This is a genomic window from Aristophania vespae, assembly GCF_009906835.1.
Taxonomy (GTDB): Bacteria; Pseudomonadota; Alphaproteobacteria; order Acetobacterales; family Acetobacteraceae; genus Aristophania; species Aristophania vespae.
The window spans coordinates 283,762-302,301 of sequence record NZ_CP047652.1; the positions used below are offsets into that span (position 1 = coordinate 283,762).

The 18,540-nt window shown below is 43.6% G+C and carries 15 protein-coding genes, 1 tRNA gene and 1 pseudogene; 12 read left to right on the forward strand and 5 right to left on the reverse strand.

Going from position 1 to position 18,540, the window contains the following annotated elements:
* Window positions 1–8 precede the first annotated feature (8 nt).
* From GT348_RS01325 to GT348_RS01340, 5 genes and pseudogenes are all read left to right on the forward strand, one after another.
* The gene (locus tag GT348_RS01325) at window positions 9–2,765 is read left to right on the forward strand and encodes a UvrD-helicase domain-containing protein (protein WP_369692612.1); all 2,757 of its coding nucleotides are present in this window, start codon (window positions 9–11) and stop codon (window positions 2,763–2,765) included.
* Window positions 2,766–2,818: 53 nt separating this feature from the next.
* Window positions 2,819–3,592, forward strand: coding sequence for a PD-(D/E)XK nuclease family protein (locus tag GT348_RS09640; RefSeq protein ID WP_369692613.1), 774 nt, complete (start codon window positions 2,819–2,821; stop codon window positions 3,590–3,592).
* Window positions 3,593–3,710: 118 nt separating this feature from the next.
* Complete coding sequence (gene trxA, locus GT348_RS01330) at window positions 3,711–4,040, forward strand: thioredoxin TrxA (RefSeq protein ID WP_160618189.1); 330 nt, start codon at window positions 3,711–3,713, stop codon at window positions 4,038–4,040.
* 78 nt (window positions 4,041–4,118) lie between these two features.
* A pseudogene (gene rnd, locus GT348_RS01335) lies at window positions 4,119–5,311 on the forward strand (ribonuclease D).
* 124 nt (window positions 5,312–5,435) lie between these two features.
* Complete coding sequence (locus GT348_RS01340) at window positions 5,436–6,116, forward strand: GcrA family cell cycle regulator (protein WP_160618190.1); 681 nt, start codon at window positions 5,436–5,438, stop codon at window positions 6,114–6,116.
* Between the two features lie 75 nt (window positions 6,117–6,191).
* Here GT348_RS01340 and GT348_RS01345 read toward each other — a convergent pair whose 3' ends face one another.
* Complete coding sequence (locus GT348_RS01345) at window positions 6,192–6,806, reverse strand: bactofilin family protein (protein WP_201740051.1); 615 nt, start codon at window positions 6,804–6,806, stop codon at window positions 6,192–6,194.
* Window positions 6,807–7,090: 284 nt separating this feature from the next.
* Here GT348_RS01345 and GT348_RS01350 point away from each other — a divergent pair, with 284 nt between their 5' ends.
* Window positions 7,091–8,092, forward strand: coding sequence for an adenosine kinase (locus tag GT348_RS01350; RefSeq protein WP_160618191.1), 1,002 nt, complete (start codon window positions 7,091–7,093; stop codon window positions 8,090–8,092).
* On the opposite strand, the gene hpnK is transcribed toward GT348_RS01350, so the two are convergent.
* The 4 genes from hpnK to GT348_RS01370 all read right to left on the reverse strand — a co-directional run bounded on the left by hpnK (window position 8,089) and on the right by GT348_RS01370 (window position 12,442).
* Complete coding sequence (gene hpnK, locus GT348_RS01355; protein ID WP_160618192.1) at window positions 8,089–8,925, reverse strand: hopanoid biosynthesis-associated protein HpnK; 837 nt, start codon at window positions 8,923–8,925, stop codon at window positions 8,089–8,091. The two genes, GT348_RS01350 and hpnK, sit on opposite strands and share 4 nt — an antisense overlap.
* A 96-nt stretch (window positions 8,926–9,021) precedes the next feature.
* Window positions 9,022–10,446, reverse strand: coding sequence for a hopanoid biosynthesis associated radical SAM protein HpnJ (hpnJ, locus tag GT348_RS01360; protein ID WP_160618193.1), 1,425 nt, complete (start codon window positions 10,444–10,446; stop codon window positions 9,022–9,024).
* Entirely contained in the window at window positions 10,446–11,699 is a 1,254-nt protein-coding gene (gene hpnI, locus GT348_RS01365) for a bacteriohopanetetrol glucosamine biosynthesis glycosyltransferase HpnI (protein WP_160618194.1), read from the reverse strand. The genes hpnJ and hpnI overlap by 1 nt, the downstream gene beginning before the upstream one ends.
* 74 nt (window positions 11,700–11,773) lie before the next feature.
* Window positions 11,774–12,442 carry an ABC transporter substrate-binding protein gene (locus tag GT348_RS01370; protein ID WP_160618195.1) on the reverse strand — a complete coding sequence of 223 codons (669 nt, stop codon included), beginning with the start codon at window positions 12,440–12,442 and terminating at the stop codon, window positions 11,774–11,776.
* 334 nt (window positions 12,443–12,776) lie between these two features.
* On the opposite strand from GT348_RS01370, the gene hpnH reads away from it, so the two are divergent.
* The 6 genes from hpnH (at window position 12,777) to GT348_RS01400 (ending at window position 18,532) form a co-directional block, all read left to right on the forward strand.
* Entirely contained in the window at window positions 12,777–13,970 is a 1,194-nt protein-coding gene (gene hpnH, locus GT348_RS01375) for an adenosyl-hopene transferase HpnH (protein ID WP_160618196.1), read from the forward strand.
* 73 nt (window positions 13,971–14,043) lie between these two features.
* A complete protein-coding gene (locus GT348_RS01380) occupies window positions 14,044–15,336 on the forward strand; it encodes a hemolysin family protein (protein WP_160618197.1) in 1,293 nt (430 codons plus the stop codon).
* Between the two features lie 180 nt (window positions 15,337–15,516).
* On the forward strand, window positions 15,517–15,930 hold the full coding sequence (dksA, locus tag GT348_RS01385; protein WP_160618198.1) for an RNA polymerase-binding protein DksA: 414 nt from the start codon (window positions 15,517–15,519) through the stop codon (window positions 15,928–15,930).
* A 51-nt stretch (window positions 15,931–15,981) separates the two neighbouring features.
* Window positions 15,982–16,056 (forward strand) — tRNA-Thr (locus GT348_RS01390).
* Window positions 16,057–16,383: 327 nt separating this feature from the next.
* Window positions 16,384–16,734, forward strand: coding sequence for an ArsC family reductase (locus tag GT348_RS01395; protein ID WP_160618199.1), 351 nt, complete (start codon window positions 16,384–16,386; stop codon window positions 16,732–16,734).
* Window positions 16,735–17,209: 475 nt separating this feature from the next.
* Window positions 17,210–18,532 (forward strand): amino acid permease, encoded by a 1,323-nt coding sequence (locus GT348_RS01400; protein WP_160618200.1) that lies wholly within the window; start codon window positions 17,210–17,212, stop codon window positions 18,530–18,532.
* The last annotated feature ends 8 nt before the right edge of the window (window positions 18,533–18,540 follow it).

Consider the following 18,540-nt stretch of genomic DNA (forward strand, 5'->3'; position numbering starts at 1 on the left):
CATTTTTCATGCAGAATTCTTCCATAACTCAAGATGATGCCATTGCCACAGCCGACCGGGCACAGCGTTTAGCGTCTGATCCACAAGCATCTGTGTTTGTATCTGCATCAGCCGGATCAGGAAAAACGAAGCTTCTGATTGATCGCTTATTACGTCTTATGTTGCCTATAGAAGTTGAAGATGAAGGAAAGACCATCATCTTGGAAGGCACACATCCAAGGCGTATTTTATGTTTGACCTATACCAAGGCGGCGGCGGCCGAGATGGCGAGCCGTTTGCAATCCCGTCTAGGGAAATGGGTCACCCTTTCAGATGAGGCTTTGGGACAAGAACTAGATGCCCTGGCTGTGCCAAATACCGAAAAAACACGTGCTTCTGCTCGTGGTTTATTTATTAAAGTCCTGGATTTGCCAGGAGGTCTCAGGATCGAGACGATTCATGCTTTCTGTCAATCTCTTTTGCGACGTTTTCCGCTAGAAGCGGCTCTGGACCCTCATTTCTCCCTTATTGAAGAAACAGAGGGGAGGTTGCTGCTTAATCAAGCTTTTGAAAGTGAGATAGCGGCCCATCCTGAAAAAGCAGTTTCGCTTGCTGGTCAGGTGTCTCTTGAGACGATGCTAAAGATTTTGGGAAAATTTATCGAAAAATCTGAAGATTTTAGTGCCCTTATGAAACGCTGGAGCCAGTTCCCACATGAAGGTGAGCTGGCTTATCGTGAGCTCTTAAATTTACAGGATCTGACTTTAGAAACGTTAGAAGAGCAGGATCGTTTTTCCCCTTTTGAAAAGGAGCTTATAGCACAATTTGAATTGGCTGATTCTGCACTGACAGCAAAGGGCCGTGATTTAAGCCAACCTCTTTTGGACTGGCTAAGGCAGCCTCCAGCTCAGAGACAAGCCTTTTCTTTGGATTCTGTTTTTATGACAAAAGAACAAAAACCAAAGAAAATGAATCTTCTTGTCTGTAAAGCTGCCCGAGAGCTAGCGCCTGAGCTGCTTTCTTTATTGGAACAGGAAGCAAAAAGACGGTACGAAATTTTTCAGGCCAAAAAGGCTTTTGAGCTTATTACATTAAACAAAGATCTTCTCGCTTTAAGTTTGCCGCTTTTTGCTCGTTTTCAGACTGAAAAAAACCGCCGTGGTTCGGTAGATTATGGTGATCTTATTACCAGAACAAGGATGTTGTTACGTGATCCTGGTGCAGCATGGGTTCTCTATAAGCTCGATGGGGGTATAGAGCATCTTTTACTTGACGAGGTGCAGGATACATCTGGTCTGCAATGGGAAATAGCAGGGGCCTTAACGTCAGAATTTTTTTCTGGTGAAGGGGCACATGAAGCGTTAGTGCGTCCACGCACTATCTTTGCTGTGGGTGATTTCAAACAGTCAATTTACAGCTTCCAAGGTGCTGAGCCAGAGCAGTTTCATAAATGGCGTAAGGAATTTGCCTTACGGGTCAAAAGAGCAAATTTGCTGTGGCGTGAACCAGAACTTAATGTGTCTTTTCGTTCTGTAACGCCTGTTCTCACATTTGTTGATGAGGTTTTTGCAAGCGAGATTGCGGCAAAAGGTTTGGTAGAAGAGGGCAGTCATGCCCCTGCGCGTCATATTTCTGCACGTCCTGGTCAAGGGGGGCGTGTGGAGCTCTGGCCTCTTGTCCCTCTTAATGAGGCAGATGATGATAATGATGATTCACCGTGGCGTGCTCCGTTGCATAATCAGATGCAGCAAACAGCGATGCAGCAATTTGTAGAGTCTCTGGCGCAGTGGATTAGAGATAAAATAGGTACAATTCCTCAACCAGGAAAAACTCCCTTAAAAGCGAGCGATATTTTAATTCTCGTCTCAAAACGGTCTGCTTTTATCCCGGCTCTCATTCGTGCCTTAAAAACGCGTTCAGTGCCCGTTGCAAGCTTTTTGCGTGCTAAAGTAACAGAGCAGCTGGCCGTGCGTGATTTGCTCACTTTATGTGCAACGCTGCTTTTACCTCAAGATGATTTGAGCTTGAGCAGTGTTTTGACTTCTCCTTTTGGTGGGGTAAGTGATTCCTCTTTAATGGATCTGATTACGAACAATAAAAAGCGTATTCTTTTAGGTAAAAAAGGTCGTCCTTTATGGGATGTACTGCGTGATCGTCATCAGGAAAGACCCGAATGGCAGGATATATGGGAGCGCCTATCAGCTCTTTACCGAAGGGTAGATTTCGATTCACCTTTTGAGCTGTTAATGCAAGCGCTTGGCCCTCTGGGTGGCCGTAGCCGTATTTTTGCTCGGCTTGGGCCTGAGGCATCTGAATCGATAGATGAACTTTTGTCGATGGCCCTTACTTATGAAAGTGAATATGCGCCTTCTTTGCAGGGTTTTCTGCAATGGGTAGAAGAAAGCGCTATTGAAACACGCAGAGAAGCCGAAACAGTTTCGGATGAAGTGCGTATTATGACTGTGCATGGGGCAAAAGGGCTTCAGGCGCGGATGGTTATTTTACCAGATACAACATCATCTCCGAGAGAAGAGGCTGATCTATTGTGGCCTCATTATAGTGGTCAGTCTTATCCTTTTTGGGTACCGCGTGCTCCCATGGCGACTGACAGCATTAATGAAATGCGGAGTCAGCTTAAAAAACGTGCTGAAGATGAAAGTCATCGCCTGCTTTATGTTGCCTTAACACGGGCAAGTGACATGCTCATTATTTGTGGATGGGAAAAGAAAAGAGCCCCAAAGAAGGCGCTTGGTATCATTTATGCGAAGAGGCTTTTAAAAGGATAAAAAATAGTTCTCAGGAGGAACTGGAATTTTCCTGGGCAGAGACCAAACATGTTTTGGAAGAATTACCCGAAACTGTCTCTCATTTGCCGGTGTCTTTTCCAAAAAAAGCGAAATCAGCGCCACCTGCCTGGAGTGGCACAGCTCCACATTGGATTGCAGAAAAGGCTCCATTAGAAAATGCTCTGGCCCGTCCCCTCACGCCAAGCCGTCCTGAAGGGGTAGAGTTTGGACCACCACCGGCGGCACGCTCACCTCTGGATATTTTATATCGTAAGGATCAAATTGCTTCGGCTCAGGCTAGCAGGTTAAAAGCCCTGCAACGTGGCCAGTTAATTCACCGCTTGTTGCAGCGTCTTCCAGAGGTGCCTCGAAGTGAACGCTATCAGGTGGCCAAATCCTGGCTGTCTCGACCAGCATGGCAGTTAACTCAGAAAAATATAAATGCGTTATTGCGTGAAATTTTTAACGTATTGGATGACCCTCGTTTTTTACCTTTATTTGGCGAAAATAGTCGTGCTGAACAGTCAATTTCTGGCACTTTGAGTGCTGCTGATATAGGTGAAGGCAGTGAAGGGCGCGTTGTTTTAGGGAAGGTGGACCGCTTTAGCCTGGAAAAAGACAGTTTGTGGTTATGTGACTATAAAACAAACAGGCACCCGCCACAGCATGTTTCCCTAACGCCAGCTCCTTATTTGAGGCAAATGGCGGCTTATAAAGCTGTGATGAAACAATTATACCCACGCCACGATATAAGATGCTTTTTGCTTTGGACCGAAGGGCCAGAAATAACTGAGTTGCCGGATAGTTTATTAAAAGGGCAACTTTAAATTTCAAATTTATTATCATGCAAAAGAGCTAATGGGCTCTTGTGATTTCACAAAGGGCTACAATATCAAAGGGAGTAAAATTACTCTATTTTGAGAAAAAACGTGAAAAGGTTAGCTCATGGGCGCTCATACAGTTGCAGTTACAGATCAAGGCTTTGAAGATGATGTTCTTAAAGCCTCCGGTCCTGTCCTTGTTGATTTCTGGGCTGAATGGTGTGGTCCCTGCAAAATGATTGGTCCAGCTCTAGAAGAAATTGGAGCTGATTATCAGGGCAAGTTAAAAGTGGCAAAAGTCGATATTGATAGTAACCCACAAACACCAACGACTTTTGGCGTTAGAAGTATCCCAACTTTAATGATTTTTAAAAATGGCGAAGTTGTTGCCCAACAAACGGGTGCTTTGCCTAAAAGTCAGCTTAAAGCCTGGATTGATAAGCACTTAGGATAAAATTTTTTAGTGGAGAGGGGGATGAAATTACCCCCTTAACACCGAAAAATATGGCTAGTTTCAAAAGGATTGTGTAGGATGCGCGCCATGTCTAAGCGTCCTGCCTTTTCCGAACCAGTTATGCTCACTTCTTCTGAGGAAGTGGCACGATATTGTAACTCTTTAGCGCAAGAAGAGTTCGTTACCATAGATACGGAATTTGTCCGTGAGCGGACTTATTGGCCGCAATTATGCCTTGTTCAATTAGCAGGCGTAAAAGATGTTGTGCTGATAGATACATGTGCTCAAGGGCTTGATCTTACCCCGTTAAAAAATCTTTTGGCCAAAAAAGAGTGTTTAAAAGTTTTTCATGCGGCGCGACAGGATCTAGAAATTTTTCTTCATATTTTTGACGAAATGCCTGTTTCGGTTTTTGACACACAAATCGCTGCTATGGTTGCAGGATTTGGAGAGCAGGTAGGTTATGATAATCTGGTTGGCTCTTTAACAGGATGTCGTATCGATAAAGCTCATCGTTTTAGTGACTGGGCGGCAAGACCGCTGCGTCCCGCCCAAATCACTTATGCTGCAGCCGATGTGACTTACTTGCGTCTTGTTTATCAAAAATTGCATCAGCAATTAGAAGAACAGGGACGGCTAGAATGGGTCAAGGTTGAGCAGACTAGCCTTACAGACGTAGCGACTTATCGGCCTGACCCTCGTAATTTATGGCGTAAATTAAAGGCCAGAACCAATAATCGCCGGATTTTGGGAATTTTGCAGGAATGCGCTGCATGGCGTGAAATTGAAGCCCAAAAATTAGATTTGCCACGTCAAAGAGTTATACGTGACGAAAGTCTTATGGAAATTGCGGCAGTTAAGCCCAAAACACCGCAAGATTTAGCGCGTATTCGTGGTGTGACAAATAACTTTGCTGAAGGTAATTCTGCTCAGGGTTTGTTAAATGCCATTAATAGGGGGAGGAGATGGATGAAGAAGATTTGCCCATTTCTCCTTTTAAGAAAAAACCTGACGCGAAAAAAAGTCCTCAGGCTGTTATAGCGCTTTTGAAAACATTACTGGTTTTGAGAAGCGAGGCACATCATGTTGCTGCACGATTAGTTGCTTCTGGCGATGAGCTGGAAAAGTTAGCTAGTGGTGAAACTGATCTTCCCGTTTTAAAGGGGTGGCGCTATGAGATTTTTGGTCAAGAAGCGCAATCTCTTTTAGCGGGGAAAAAGGCCTTAATGATTAAAAATGGTGAGTTGCACTTTTGTGATGCGCAGCAATGACTTAAGACTGGTTTAAAGGTTTCAAACTAAAATTCTTCGGTTTGTGAGTTAGTTTTGCTATCAAGCGTTTTAGCATGCGCCAAATGTGAAATTACGTGGTTTGTAAGAGAAGGAAGCGGATAGTATGGACTGGACAGATGATCTCATCGCCAGATTGAGGGATTTATGGAGCCAAGGGCTTTCGACGGCGGAGATCGGGCGCCAGCTATCTATCACGAAAAATGCTGTGGTGGGCAAGGCACATCGTCTCGGTTTACCTCCACGTCCCTCGCCTATTCGTAATAAGGCAGTAAAAGACGGCGAGGTTGCAGTACCGGCGCGCCGTAAACCCCCTACAAAGCGGGTGAAAAAGGTAAAAGAAACAGCTGAAGGTCAGTCAACAGATAAAGATGCTGCTGAGGCTGGCACAAGAGTTAAGAATATTGCTGAAACAAAGAAAAAAGCTGAAGCTACGCAAAAAGCTTTATTTCCAGAGCCCAAAAATACAGTTAAAGCCCGGCTTTCTGAAGGAGAGAAAAGGGCAGATGTAAAAAAACCAGTCTCCAAAAAAGAGGGTAAGACTACTAAAATAGCTGCGGCCAAAACAGCACCTACAGCTGTGGTAAAGCCAATTGTACGTCCTAAAAGAGTGCGTGATATTATGGAGCGCCCTTTAAAGCGTGGGCCTTCTTGTCAGTGGCCACTGGGCGACCCTGGAACACCAGAATTTCATTTTTGTGGCGCAACGCCTTTGCCTGGTAAGCCTTATTGTGCCGAGCATGCAGCTATTGCCTATGTCAGGATTCGCGACCGCCGAGATGGTTAGTTAATGCTGCCATTGTGATTTAATAAAAAGCCGCTCGTAACAGAGCGGCTTTTTATTAGAATATTAAGGGCGAAATTACTTAGACTCTGGAGTTTGATTTTCTGGCAGCTTTTTACGCAAAGGTGAAGCAGGCTCCTGAGTGCTGGTAATCATTTCGAGCTGACCGGTGATTTGACCGCCATCCTCAACTTGTAAGCGGTGACAGGCAGCCTTGCCAATTAAACGCCCTGTGGAATGAACTGTTAGGCTACCAAAAGCTTTTAGCTCACCATCAATCGTACCTGCTACTTCAGCAGTTTCAGCTTCTACTGTTCCGCGGAAGATGCCGCCATGGGCAATAACAAATTCTTTCGCTTTAATGATATTTGCTTCAACCGTGCCTTCTACAACAAGGCGTTCAGCATCCTGAATAGAGCCCTGGATACTGATACCGTGGCTAATAACAAGAGTTTTTAAAGAACCATGCTGATTTTGCGAAGATCGTGTGCCGGTTGAGGAAGATGAAAGCGATAAGTTAGGTCTTGGGCGAGGTGTCAGCGCAGATACTGGAGAAGGAGGTGTGACTTCGCGATTTTGTGTGGGCGAAGCTGTATCTGCGGAGGGCTCGACAGGAGGTTGAGGAAATACAGGTCTGGAGACAGTATTCTCGATAATATTCTTTTCGTCATTTTGTCGGTTTTTTTTGAACAAGGGAGCCTCATAGTGTCTGGTTTATCGAGTGCGTAAGATGTTTATTTTATAATACTGAGCTGTAAGGTGAAATAAAACTCAATTAGACCTAAACATCCTCATTATTTTTGGAATTATACGCACCATAAAGTGAACAACAAGCGAAACTGTGACAGATTGTTTGTTTTTCTAATTTAATAAGCTGCTTTTGTTGAAAATTAACAAAATTGGCCGATTTCCAATATTGATTCGGATTTAAGAACCACTATGCTGGAATAATCATCTAAAGTTTGTTTGGAAATGTTATGAGTAACTCTAATAATTCTGTCCAGTATGATCTTCTGTGTATTGGTAATGCGATTGTCGATATGACAGCATCGATTGAGCCAGAAATATTAAAAGAATTTCGGGTGGCACCCGGTAGCATGACACTGATTGATGCAGAGACCGTACAGCGTCTAACTCAAAATGTTGCTATTACTCAGGTATCAGGTGGCGGTTCTACCGCAAACTCAGCCGTAGTTGCAGCACGCATGGGTATTAAAACAGCTTATCTAGGAAAAGTGGCGATAGATGAGGCAGGAGAAGATTTTGCTGCGGATCTGAAAGAACAGCATATTCATTTTCCTTCCAAACCTCTTGGTTCTTCTAAGGGTGATGAAGAAATACCAACAGCATGTTGCATAGTACTTGTTACACCAGATGGGCAGAGAACAATGTTCACCTATCTGGGAGCATGTGTTGAGTTTGCTCCTGAAGATGTTCTTAAAGATGTTGTTGCTGATTCGGCAGTGACCTATCTCGAAGGTTATCTTTTCGATCGTATTAAAGCCCAAAAAGCCTTTTACGAAGCTGCTAAAATTGCTCATGAAGCCGGACGGAAGGTAGCTTTGACCTTGTCCGACTCATTTTGTGTTGAGCGTCATAGAGATGACTTCAGAAAATTCATATTAGAGTCTGTCGATATTCTCTTTGCTAATGAAAGTGAGATTTTGTCTCTCTATAATACCCACAATCTTGAAGAAGCTCTGGCTCAGGTTTCTCAGGAGACAAATATTGCCGCTATCACACGCGGTGAAAAAGGGTCTGTCATTATTGTTGGCGCAGATCGTTATGAAGTGCCAACAAGGTCAGTAAAGGTTGTTGATACAACCGGTGCAGGTGATGCATTTGCTGCTGGTTTCCTAGCAGGCTATGCTAAAGGGCGTGATTATTCAGAATGTGCACGCCTGGGTAATGAAGCTGCTGGTGCCATTATCACACATCTGGGTGCACGCCCTACAGATAATTTTGCTCTTAAGGTTTAAAGATCGCTCCAACCTATAGAGCTGATATTTTCGCTTTCTAAAATATGGCGGGTTGTAGGAGAAATGAGGGTTTCAAGCTCTCGCTCTTGCTCATAACCCGCCATAAGACTGCTCATTTGCGCATTTTGCCGTGTAGCTGGATGAAAATAAACTTCACTGACTCCTTGGGGGAGGTGAGGGAGTAATGAGTGTATTTTTTCAGGCACCATGTGGCCTGACCAGCGTAGCCCAAAGCAATAATCATTGGTTTTCATGCCGGCTCGACGAATTTGCCTTCTTAAAATTTTTGTCCATTTTTCAAGTGCTGCATCGCCTAAAGTGAGTTTGGCTCCAAGGGGTGAGGCAGGTTCCATAGGGGTTCTTACAGCTTTTAAGCTGTAATCCTGTCCTGTCTGAATTAAGAGCTTTCCTACAGTTGGATGAAGATGCATGTGTTTATGAGCGTTGGCGTGATCTAATGTCAGGCCACTTTTCATGAAAGCACGGAACTGAGCTTCTATTTCTTTTTTCAGAGCGGATTTTTTTGCCAAATGGAAAAAATAAGAAACACCTAGCTTAAGCTGGTCTCGTCCAAACCATCCTTTTTCATCAGTAATAAGAGGGTCTTTTAGTACTGAGTCACCTTCTATGACGACAAGATGCAACCCTAAGCGTAAATTGGGTAAACGGCGTGCTCTTTTAAGGGCATCTTCAAAAGCAGGACCAGCAACCATGAGACTCGCTGTTGTGAGAACGCCATCACGGTGAGATTTTTCAATAGCCTCATTAACTTCCTCACTCATACCGAAATCATCGGCAGAAATAATGACACGGCGTTGTGGGAAAGAGAGCATAGATTAATCTCGGACAGTGAAATAAAAAAGCTTACATAAAAAAGGTATGGCCAAAGACCATACCTTTCTTTACGCCCAAAAAGGCAAAATTTGTGCTTAAGAAGCGTGACGTTGGCGAAGGAACTGGAAGAATTCCATACCTTCACGTAAGCGGCGTTTCATCATTTGTGGGTCACGGATCATCTCATTGAGAATTGAGAAGATTTTAGAAGGACGGAAATAAAATTCTTTATAGAAAACTTCAACGCTCTTAAAAATCTCTTCGTGAGAAAGATGAGGGTAATGAAGTGGTGCAATTTGAACACCATTTTCATCAATCAACTCAGCTTCATTCTCGTTGAGCCAGCCATTTTCTGTAGCTTGCTTGTGTAAGAAGGTGCCTGGATAAGGTGCAGCAAGAGAAACCTGTAATGTGTGAGGGTTAATTTCTTTAGCAAAATTAATTGTCTCACGAATGGTTTCTTTGGTTTCTCCAGGGAGACCAAGAATGAAAGTGCCGTGAATTTTAATGCCGAGATCATGGCAGTTTTTAGTAAATTCACGCGCTACCTCAATACGCATACCCTTTTTAATATTATGAAGGATCTGCTGATTTCCGCTTTCATAACCAACTAAGAGCAGACGTAGGCCGTTTTCTTTCAGAACTTTTAATGTGCTGTAAGGCACATTGGCTTTTGCATTACATGACCAGGTAATACCCATTTTGCCAAGTTCACGCGCAATAGCTTCTGCACGGGGAAGGTCGTCGGTAAAAGTATCATCATCAAAGAAGAATTCTTTGACCTGAGGGAAATACTGTTTAGCCAGGCGAATTTCAGCAGCCACATTTTCGGGGCTGCGTGTGCGGTAATGGTGTCCGCCCACTGTTTGAGGCCAGAGGCAGAATGTGCAGCGTGATTTACAGCCACGACCAGTGTAAATGGAGATATAAGGATGTTTAAGATAGCCGATAAAATAATCTTCAATCTTAAGATCACGCTTATAAACTTCAGTTACGAATGGCAGGCCATCCATATCTTCAATCATGGCGCGGTCTTTATTAGCGATGATTTCGCCATTTTCATTGCGCCATGTGATACCATCAACTTCAGCTAAAGGCTTACCTTCAGCAATTTCTTTAATGGTGTAATCAAATTCGTTACGGGCAACGAAATCGATAGGATCACCTTTTTCCAAGCTTTCATTAGGTTGCACGGCAACCTTAGCGCCAACCATACCGATGATAAGCTTTGGATTAACCTCTTTAAGCATTTTAGCAACGCGTACGTCAGACCCAAAAGATGGGGTTGAAGTATGCATAATGACGAGGTCACGATTTTTAACATCTTCTAAAATGGGGCCCATGCCCATTTTAGCAGGTGGCGCATCAATAAGACGAGAGCCGGGGACAAGGGCAGCTGGTTGAGCGAGCCAAGTAGGATACCAAAATGAACGGATTTCACGTTTTGCTTGGTAACGGGAACCGGCACCGCCATCAAATCCATCAAAGGAAGGGGGTTGTAAGAAAAGGGTTCTCATCATTATCGGGCACTCCTGTTAATACCGGGTGGGCTGTCTATAGTTGAATTAGAGGCTGCTGTCTGGGAAGACTTTAGGGCAGAGGCTCCATTAGCATTTGCTGAATGTGATTTTGCAGAAGTGATATGCACAGTTTGCCCCCGCCATGCAACGCGTGAACCGGTTGCACTTGCAACCATAATAAGAGCTGAGAACCAGTCACGTATAATAAGGAAAGGAAAAATGCCCGGAAGTGGGCATTTCGTCAAACGAGAAATTTTTTTAACCACTATCCCCCTGATGATCCACCCTAAAGCTAGAATTAACCATGAAATGGGTGAGAGAGGAGAAAATACAATAGTTAAGGAAGCCCAAAAGAGAGGGAACTGGATAGATGATAAACCATATCCCAAAGGCTCTACAGAGCGGACAGTTCGCCCCCATCTAACTTCATGAGAATAAAGCTCATGGAAGCTTTCTTCTGTAACAGTGGTGCGGCAGATTGTCGGTGCCAGTGCAACATGTTCCCCTCGGTCTCTAATGAGTTTGCCCAAAAGAGCGTCGTCAGCAACATGATGAACAAGAGACTGAAAACCGCCAATATTAGCCAGTTTCTCTCTCGTAAGAACCATAGTTGCTCCCAGGCAGTCTTCTCGCCCTAAAATGCGAGACATCATAACACCTGGAAGAAAATTAGCATTGATAGCAAGAGCGCCCAATTGCCGTACTAAGCGCGAATCAGCAGCGAAGCCGGCATATAAAGTTGTGACAAGTCCCACATTTGGCTGCTCTAATGTAGCAACAATATGTTTTAGGTAATCTGGCTCAACGTGAATATCAGAATCGGAAATAACGAAGATATCGTAGCGACATTTTTTCTGAATATTGATGAGGTTGCCGACTTTGCGATTAATGCCATGTTGTGATGTGTCAATAACCACTGAAACTTGTTGTTTTGGGTAACGCTGGCATAGTTTTTGTACGACTGGTAAGGCTGTATCTGTAGAGTTATGAAGTCCAAACACAATTTCATAGCAGGGATAATCTAACTGAAAAAAGCTTTCTAAAGCATTTTCCAATAGAGGTTCATCCCCACTGAGTGGTTTTAAAATGCTTATAGGCGGCCAAGAGCGTTTTTCTTGGTCAAGGGTATCTTTGAGTTTTTTCGCCTTTTGTGAAAAACGCTCAAGAAGTGTGCTGCCAAGCATAGTCTGAATCTGACCTGCTAGAGATATAACTCCCGTCAAGCCTGATAAGAGCGGTAAAATACTTATCACGTGAGCTTATGGCCCTAGAATAAACTTCACTCCCGCCATATATAACGGGAGTGAGGCTAAAAGACGACTTTGGCTTATTCACTTAAAAAGTCGTTCGCTTTCTGATTTAAAACATGCGTTAAGGCCTTGGCGCCACCCTGAGCAAAAGCGGCTTTGAAATCAGAGCGCTGGGCAGCAACCTGGCTGATATGACCATCGAGGAGGACGTCTGTAATCTGCCAGCCTTTGTCTGTTTGTTTCATAACATAATCAATAGAGGTAGCATTGGAAGAATCGGCTTTGCCACCAATGGTTGTATGAACCAGAGTCTGACCTGTCTGCGTCGTTTTGACGGTTGGGACAATGGTAAAGACAGTGTCTGAACCTGGTTTAAAGGTTGAAACGTAGCGTGCTACCGTAAAATTACGGAATGCCTGTAAAAGGGAGGCCCGCTCATCTTTATTGAGGTTATTATAATGCAGTCCAATGGAGCGGTGCATAATTTCATCGAGGTTGAAAGCGTTATCAACGGCAGGTTCAACAATGTTCTTTCGCTGAGAGACCCCTTCAGAAGATTTAACGATCTTTGCGAGAGCGTCATATAAACCCTGGACAGGAACAACGGGGTTGGTAGCAGGGGCAAGCTGCGCTGCTTTCTCAGCCTGGGCAGCAGAAATTGGAGAAAAATTCCCTCCTACGAACGCTAAGCTTCCAAGAACTAAAGCTGTGGAAAAAGTGAGTTTAGTAAGATGAGTCGTGAACATGCTCTTTCTCCTAATTAGAGTTTCGTGCAAGAGGATTTTCACCCTTTTGCTTTCTTTTATACTATTAACGCATCAAAGGCTGTGTCAGATATGTTACAGCTCAAATGATAATATAGTGCTTAACCGTTGAAGAAATATTGTCTAACAGGATATATGCAGGCTGAATAAGTGTGAATTTGCTCCTATGTGAGTCATACAGTTTTTTTAAAGCTGTCTGTCCAATATAAGTTAGAGAGGCGATTTTTTCGTATTTCTGATGGGACGGCCACGTCAGGAAGTGTGCGAACTCAATAGAGCCGAATCAAGGCTCTGAGAGAATGACTAGAGGATTATAATGGCTGTACCATTGATGCAGGCTGTCCGCGTAGGGCGGTACGTTGTTAAACAGCACCTGACGGGGCGAAAACGCTACCCATTGGTGCTGATGCTTGAGCCATTGTTCCGTTGCAACCTTGCCTGTGCGGGATGTGGCAAAATCGATTATCCGGCTCAAATCTTGAATCAGAGAATGAGTTTGCAGGAATGTCTTGATGCCGATACGGAAGCTGGCGCTCCTGTGATTGCCGTGGCAGGGGGTGAACCTTTGCTGCATAAAGAGATGCCCCAAATTATTGAGGGACTCATTGCACGAAAAAAATATGTTTATTTGTGCACAAATGGTTTGCTTCTAGAAAAGAAAATCAACGACTATAAACCGTCTCCTTTCTTTTCATGGGATATCCATCTTGATGGCGATAAGGCTATGCATGATGCCTCTGTCTGTCAGGAAGGCGTTTATGACCGTGCGATTGCTGCAATAAAACTCGCCAAGTCGAAAGGGTTTCGCGTTTCTATTAACTGTACACTTTTTGATGGTGCACAGCCTGAGCGCGTTGCTGCCTTTTTTGACGAAGCCATGAAGCTGGGTGTTGATGGTATTATGACGGCTCCGGGTTACGCTTATGAGCGGGCGCCAGATCAGGAGCATTTCTTAAACCGTCAAAAAACGAAACAGCTTTTCCGTGACATTTTCCGTTTAGGAAAAGGCCGGAAATGGCGGTTTACGCAATCACCTCTATTTTTGAACTTTTTGGCTGGTAATGAAAATTATCATTGTACGCCTTGGGGTAAACCTTTGCGTACGGTCTTTGGCTGGCAGCGCCCTTGCTATTTGCTTGGTGAAGGTTACGCCAAAAGCTATAAAGAGCTTATGGAAGACACGGCCTGGGATCAATATGGTACAGGCGCTTACGAAAAATGCGCTGACTGTATGGTCCATTCTGGTTACGAATCAACAGCTGTGATGGATGCTGTGCGTCGTCCCTGGCATATTGCTAAAGTTGCATTTTCAGGACCAGAAACAGAAAAGCCGATGGTGCCTGAAATTTCTTTAGCTAATCAGCGTCCAGCTGAATATGACTATGATGCTCAGGTTGAAGCTCAGATGGAAAAGCTTTCAGCCAGTGCTAAGCCAAGCCGTGGGCCACGTGTGCGCGTTAATGGCAAGGCTGTTACATCGTCAGCCGAAGCTGTCGGTGCAGCGGAATAAGGGGAGAGATTAGGCCGTTAAGGGGAGAAGATATTTCTTATTTTGAAGTATTTTCTTCGCGAGGCCGTTTTTTATGATCGTTTCTCTTATCATTATTATTTTGCTAATTCTCCTTAATGGCTTATTTGCAACGGGAGAATTAGCACTCATATCAGCCAAAAAAACGCGCCTTGCAAATCTTGCCAGGCAAAATATGCCAGGCGCAGAGCGGGCATTGAGACTGGCTGAAAACCCGCAAAATTTTCTTCCGACAGTTCAGATTGGCATGACTGTTGTCTCTATCATTGAAGGGGCTTTTGGTGGCTCTCAAATAGAGATTGACGTTCAGCACTGGATCGTTCACTGGGAAGTGCTTGCGCCTTTCTCAAGTGAATTATCAATCATTATTGTCGTAGCGCTGATTACGTTTGCCATGCTGGTTTTTGGCGAGCTAGTGCCGAAGCAGATCGCTCTTCAGCAGCCAGAATTTATTGCTATGAAGTTATCGCTTTTTCTAGAAGCTTTAGCTTTTCTAACAAAGCCGATTGTTTGGCTATTAAGCAAAACGTCTTCCTTTGTTCTGAAACTGGCAGGTATTGGCACACTTCCACGGGCTGCCGTGACAGAAGAAGAATTAAAGGCAGTTTTGATTGAGGGTACCCAGGCAGGAATTTTAGAGACTGAGGAGCGCGCTATGATTGAGCGCCTACTTAGACTCGCCGATCGCCCTGTAAGGGCTATTATGACGCCAAGAAACGAGCTTTTTTGGGTGGATCGCAACGCAGATCAAGAAACTATTGTCAGCAAATTAAGACAAAGTTCTTTTGGCCGCATTGTTGTTTGTGATGGTGATGTTGATCATCCAGTGGGTGTGATTTTAGCCAAAGACATTATGGATCGCCTGTTGCTGGGGTTACCAATCTCTATTAACGCTGTCTTGCGTAAGCCTCCGGTGATTCCCGATAGCTTAACAGCACAGGCTATGATTGAGCGCTTGCGTGGTATTACGCTTGGAATCGTTTTTGTACTTGATGAATATGGTTCATTTGAGGGTATTGTCACAGCATCCGATATTTTTGATGCAATTATTGGTGAAGAGACCACAGAACCCAAGTCAGCACGTATTGTGACGTCACAAGGGCAGGAAGATTATATTTTTGACGGGTTCATGCCTGCTGATGAAGTATCTTCTAAACTTGATATTGCTCAGTTTCCTGGGGCAGGGAGCTATCATACGCTTGGTGGAGCCATGATGGCTTTATTAAAACGTGTACCTGCTAAAGGCGATAAGGTCGTTTTCTCAGGATGGTTATTTGAAGTTCTGGAAATGGAAAAAAGGCGCGTATTGCGTGTTCGGGCAAGCCGTTTGGCTCTGGCGCAAAACTAAGCTGTAATGCCGCGATGAGGGTATATATAAAGTGTCCGTGAGTACTAGCTAAGGCCTAAAATCATATAGGGTCTTGGCTATCCAAGACATACGGGATATAAACCCCCGAACTGGCCCGTATTTAGCAGCCGTTATGTGATGCAGTAAATATAGGCTTCATGTCGGGATAGGGATTTGCGCATGAATACGCTCTCGCCGGACTATCGTCCGTCTGACGATGAAGAGTTCATGAATGAACGTCAGCTTGAGTATTTTCGCCAAAAATTACTTCGTTGGCGCACGGAACTCCTCAAAGAGTCGGGTGATACTTTAGCTAGCCTTTCAGAAGGTGGCATTCATGAAGCGGATATTACAGACCGCGCCACTGTTGAAACAGACAGGGCTTTTGAACTCCGTACTCGTGATCGGGCACGAAAGTTAATTGTAAAAATTGATTCGGCTCTCTTACGTATCGAAGATAGATCTTACGGTTTTTGCGAAGAAACGGGTGAACCTATATCGCTTCAACGCTTGGAAGCCCGGCCGATAGCAACACTCTCTATTGAGGCGCAGGAACGTCACGAACGCCATGAAAAGGTGTATAGAGACGATTAAAGGGGTTGCATAAATGGCATTAACAGGGTAGGAACCCGTCCATGCCCTCGGGCTGCTGTAGCTCAGTGGTAGAGCACTCCCTTGGTAAGGGAGAGGTCGCGAGTTCAATCCTCGCCAGCAGCACCACTGGAACCTTTTAAAAAGGTTTCCGCCTCTTCCAAAGTCCTTTTGGATATGTGCCCTCAATTTGGGGGTATTATCACGCTTATAATACCGTTTAGATGATTATGCTTATTTTCAAGGCATGTCTTTTTTAAATTAGGCTTTATAAATTCTGTTCTGGCTAGAGCGTATTTTTAAAAAGCAGGTATTCATATCCTAAGCTTATACCCTTTTTAAGGGTATTTTTTGAAACTTTGATATTGTGATGAAGATTTTGAATAATAATCTTATTGATCGTGAGTATGATGAGTTTCAATATTCTTTAAGTGAAATTTTTGTAAGGATATTACGTTGACTCCTTCTGTTCATATTTATGGTATCAAAAATTGCAGCACTGTTAAAAAAGCTCTTACATGGCTTACAGAGCATAATATTAGCCATGTTTTTCATGATTTCAAAAAAGAGGGCGCAAATAAGGAAAAGCTCGCTGAATGGATAAAACAAGTAGGGTGGGAAGCTCTGTTGAACAAACGGGGAACGACATTCCGCAAGCTTTCTGACGAAGAAAAAGAAAATTTAACCCAAGAAAAAGCTCTCTCTTTAATGACCGAGCACCCTACGCTCATTAAAAGACCAGTTATAGAAAATTCTGGCGTGATTTTAGGTTTTAGCGAAAACGTTTATACGGAAAATTTTCTTTAAATAGTTTTGCACATTTAAAAGCAATCCAAGCTGTTATTAGAGAGGGGCAAGATTCCTTCTAATTCCAAAGAGTTCTCTAGTTTACTAGCTGTGAAAAATGCTTTTCTAAACGAAAGACTCTACCTACGAATGGCTCTGCGGCTATTGCCAAAATCGTAGGCCATTATTCTGCAATCAGCAGAATTAGTCACTTCATGGTGAAGTAGGCTGTCATGAATGCAGCTAGTCATTATAAAATGACGTGAGTTCCTAAGTCGCATTTATGCAATTTTCGTCGGTTCTTATTCTACTGAATAAGAACGTATAATTATGTCAAGGAGGCAAAATTTTTGAGAGAAAACTCATCGTAAGATACAAGAATAATACAATTCATAAAATTTTGTGCACAAGCTCCGTTTTTAATAAAATTCTCTCTTGCATGTTTTGTGTGCATAGCTGCTATACTAAAAAGTAATATAGGAAAAAGGAAGAGTTCATGTCGCATCCCGACCAGCTTGCTCATACACTCCGTGCCCGTCATATCACGATGATTGCCTTAGGTGGCGTCGTAGGAGCTGGCTTTTTTGTTGGTGCTTCATCAGCTATTTTAAAAGCTGGGCCGGTGGTTTTTGTTTCTTACATGCTGGCTGGTCTTCTTATTTATCTTGTTAATCTTGCACTGCGAGATTTGGCTCTTGAAGGCCCTGGTAAGGGTTCCTTCATGATGCAAATTCGCGAAACATTGGGTTTCAAAGTAGGTTTTCTGGCAGGTTGGGCGTACTGGTTAACCTGGGTTATCGTTTTGGCAGCTGAAGTCATTGCTGGCGCAGCGATGCTTAAACCCTTTATTCCATTGCCTTATTGGGTGATTGAATTATCTCTTTTATTGTCAATGACGGCTGTGAATCTGCTTTCAGTAAGGGGTTATGCCGAGTTTGAATATTGGTTTTCGCTTATCAAATTGGTAGCGATCGGTGTTTTTGCTGTTATTGCGATTTGGGCCTTATTTAAAGGTTTTATGGGGTGGGGCGTGACGGTGCCAGTCCATCATAATTTATTCGATTTTGGTGGTCTTATACCAAAAGGATGGCCTGCCATTTTAGCCGTTATTCCCACCATTCTCTTTTCTATGACGGGAAGTGAGATTGTTACAGTAGCGGCTCTTGAATCAGATGATCCAGACGGTAATATTGTGCGCATCACCCGTACGATTGCCTGGAGAATTCTAGGCTTTTATCTCACATCCATAGCCTTAATTCTCTGTTTTGTACCGTGGTCTGATTTAATACCAACAAAATCACCCTTTTTGGTTGTTTTAAACCAAATTGGAGTACCGTTTTCTGAGACTTTCGTTTGGATTGTTATTTTCTCAGCTGTGCTTTCAACATTAAATTCTGCTGTTTATGTCACATCACGAATTTTATATGAATTAGCAGAAAATGGCGATGCTCCTGCTTTCTTTCTTAAAGTAGATGCAAAAAAGAAGCTTCCTGTAAGAGCCATTATGGCGGGAACTCTTGTCGCCATTTTGATTTTACTGACTGCGATCGTTTCGCGTGATCAGTTTTTTGCTCTTTTATTGAGCATAACAGGGACTTTGATGTTATTTAATAATCTACTGATTATTCTGGCACAGATGAAAATTGATAAAATACATACTATTGGCCCCAAATTAGCGTGTCTCCTTTTAGCTTGTTCGTTTGGTGCTATGTTGTGGGTTCCTGAAACGCGAAGCCAGGCTTTACTCGGGTTTCTTGCCATTTTTGTTATTTCTATTGCGTCTTGGTGGCGTTACCGGCTTGTTTCTGCAAAGGACTAAGCTTATCT

Excerpts from the sequence above, each read along its gene's own strand:
- GT348_RS01325 (WP_369692612.1), top strand. The coding sequence starts at position 9 with ATGCAGAATTCTTCCATAACTCAAGATGATGCCATTGCCACAGCCGAC.
- trxA (WP_160618189.1), top strand. The coding sequence starts at position 3,711 with ATGGGCGCTCATACAGTTGCAGTTACAGATCAAGGCTTTGAAGATGAT.
- GT348_RS01340 (WP_160618190.1), top strand. The coding sequence starts at position 5,436 with ATGGACTGGACAGATGATCTCATCGCCAGATTGAGGGATTTATGGAGC.
- GT348_RS01350 (WP_160618191.1), top strand. The coding sequence starts at position 7,091 with ATGAGTAACTCTAATAATTCTGTCCAGTATGATCTTCTGTGTATTGGT.
- hpnK (WP_160618192.1), bottom strand. The coding sequence starts at position 8,925 with ATGCTCTCTTTCCCACAACGCCGTGTCATTATTTCTGCCGATGATTTC.
- hpnJ (WP_160618193.1), bottom strand. The coding sequence starts at position 10,446 with ATGATGAGAACCCTTTTCTTACAACCCCCTTCCTTTGATGGATTTGAT.
- GT348_RS01370 (WP_160618195.1), bottom strand. The coding sequence starts at position 12,442 with ATGTTCACGACTCATCTTACTAAACTCACTTTTTCCACAGCTTTAGTT.
- hpnH (WP_160618196.1), top strand. The coding sequence starts at position 12,777 with ATGGCTGTACCATTGATGCAGGCTGTCCGCGTAGGGCGGTACGTTGTT.
- GT348_RS01380 (WP_160618197.1), top strand. The coding sequence starts at position 14,044 with ATGATCGTTTCTCTTATCATTATTATTTTGCTAATTCTCCTTAATGGC.
- dksA (WP_160618198.1), top strand. The coding sequence starts at position 15,517 with ATGAATACGCTCTCGCCGGACTATCGTCCGTCTGACGATGAAGAGTTC.
- GT348_RS01400 (WP_160618200.1), top strand. The coding sequence starts at position 17,210 with ATGTCGCATCCCGACCAGCTTGCTCATACACTCCGTGCCCGTCATATC.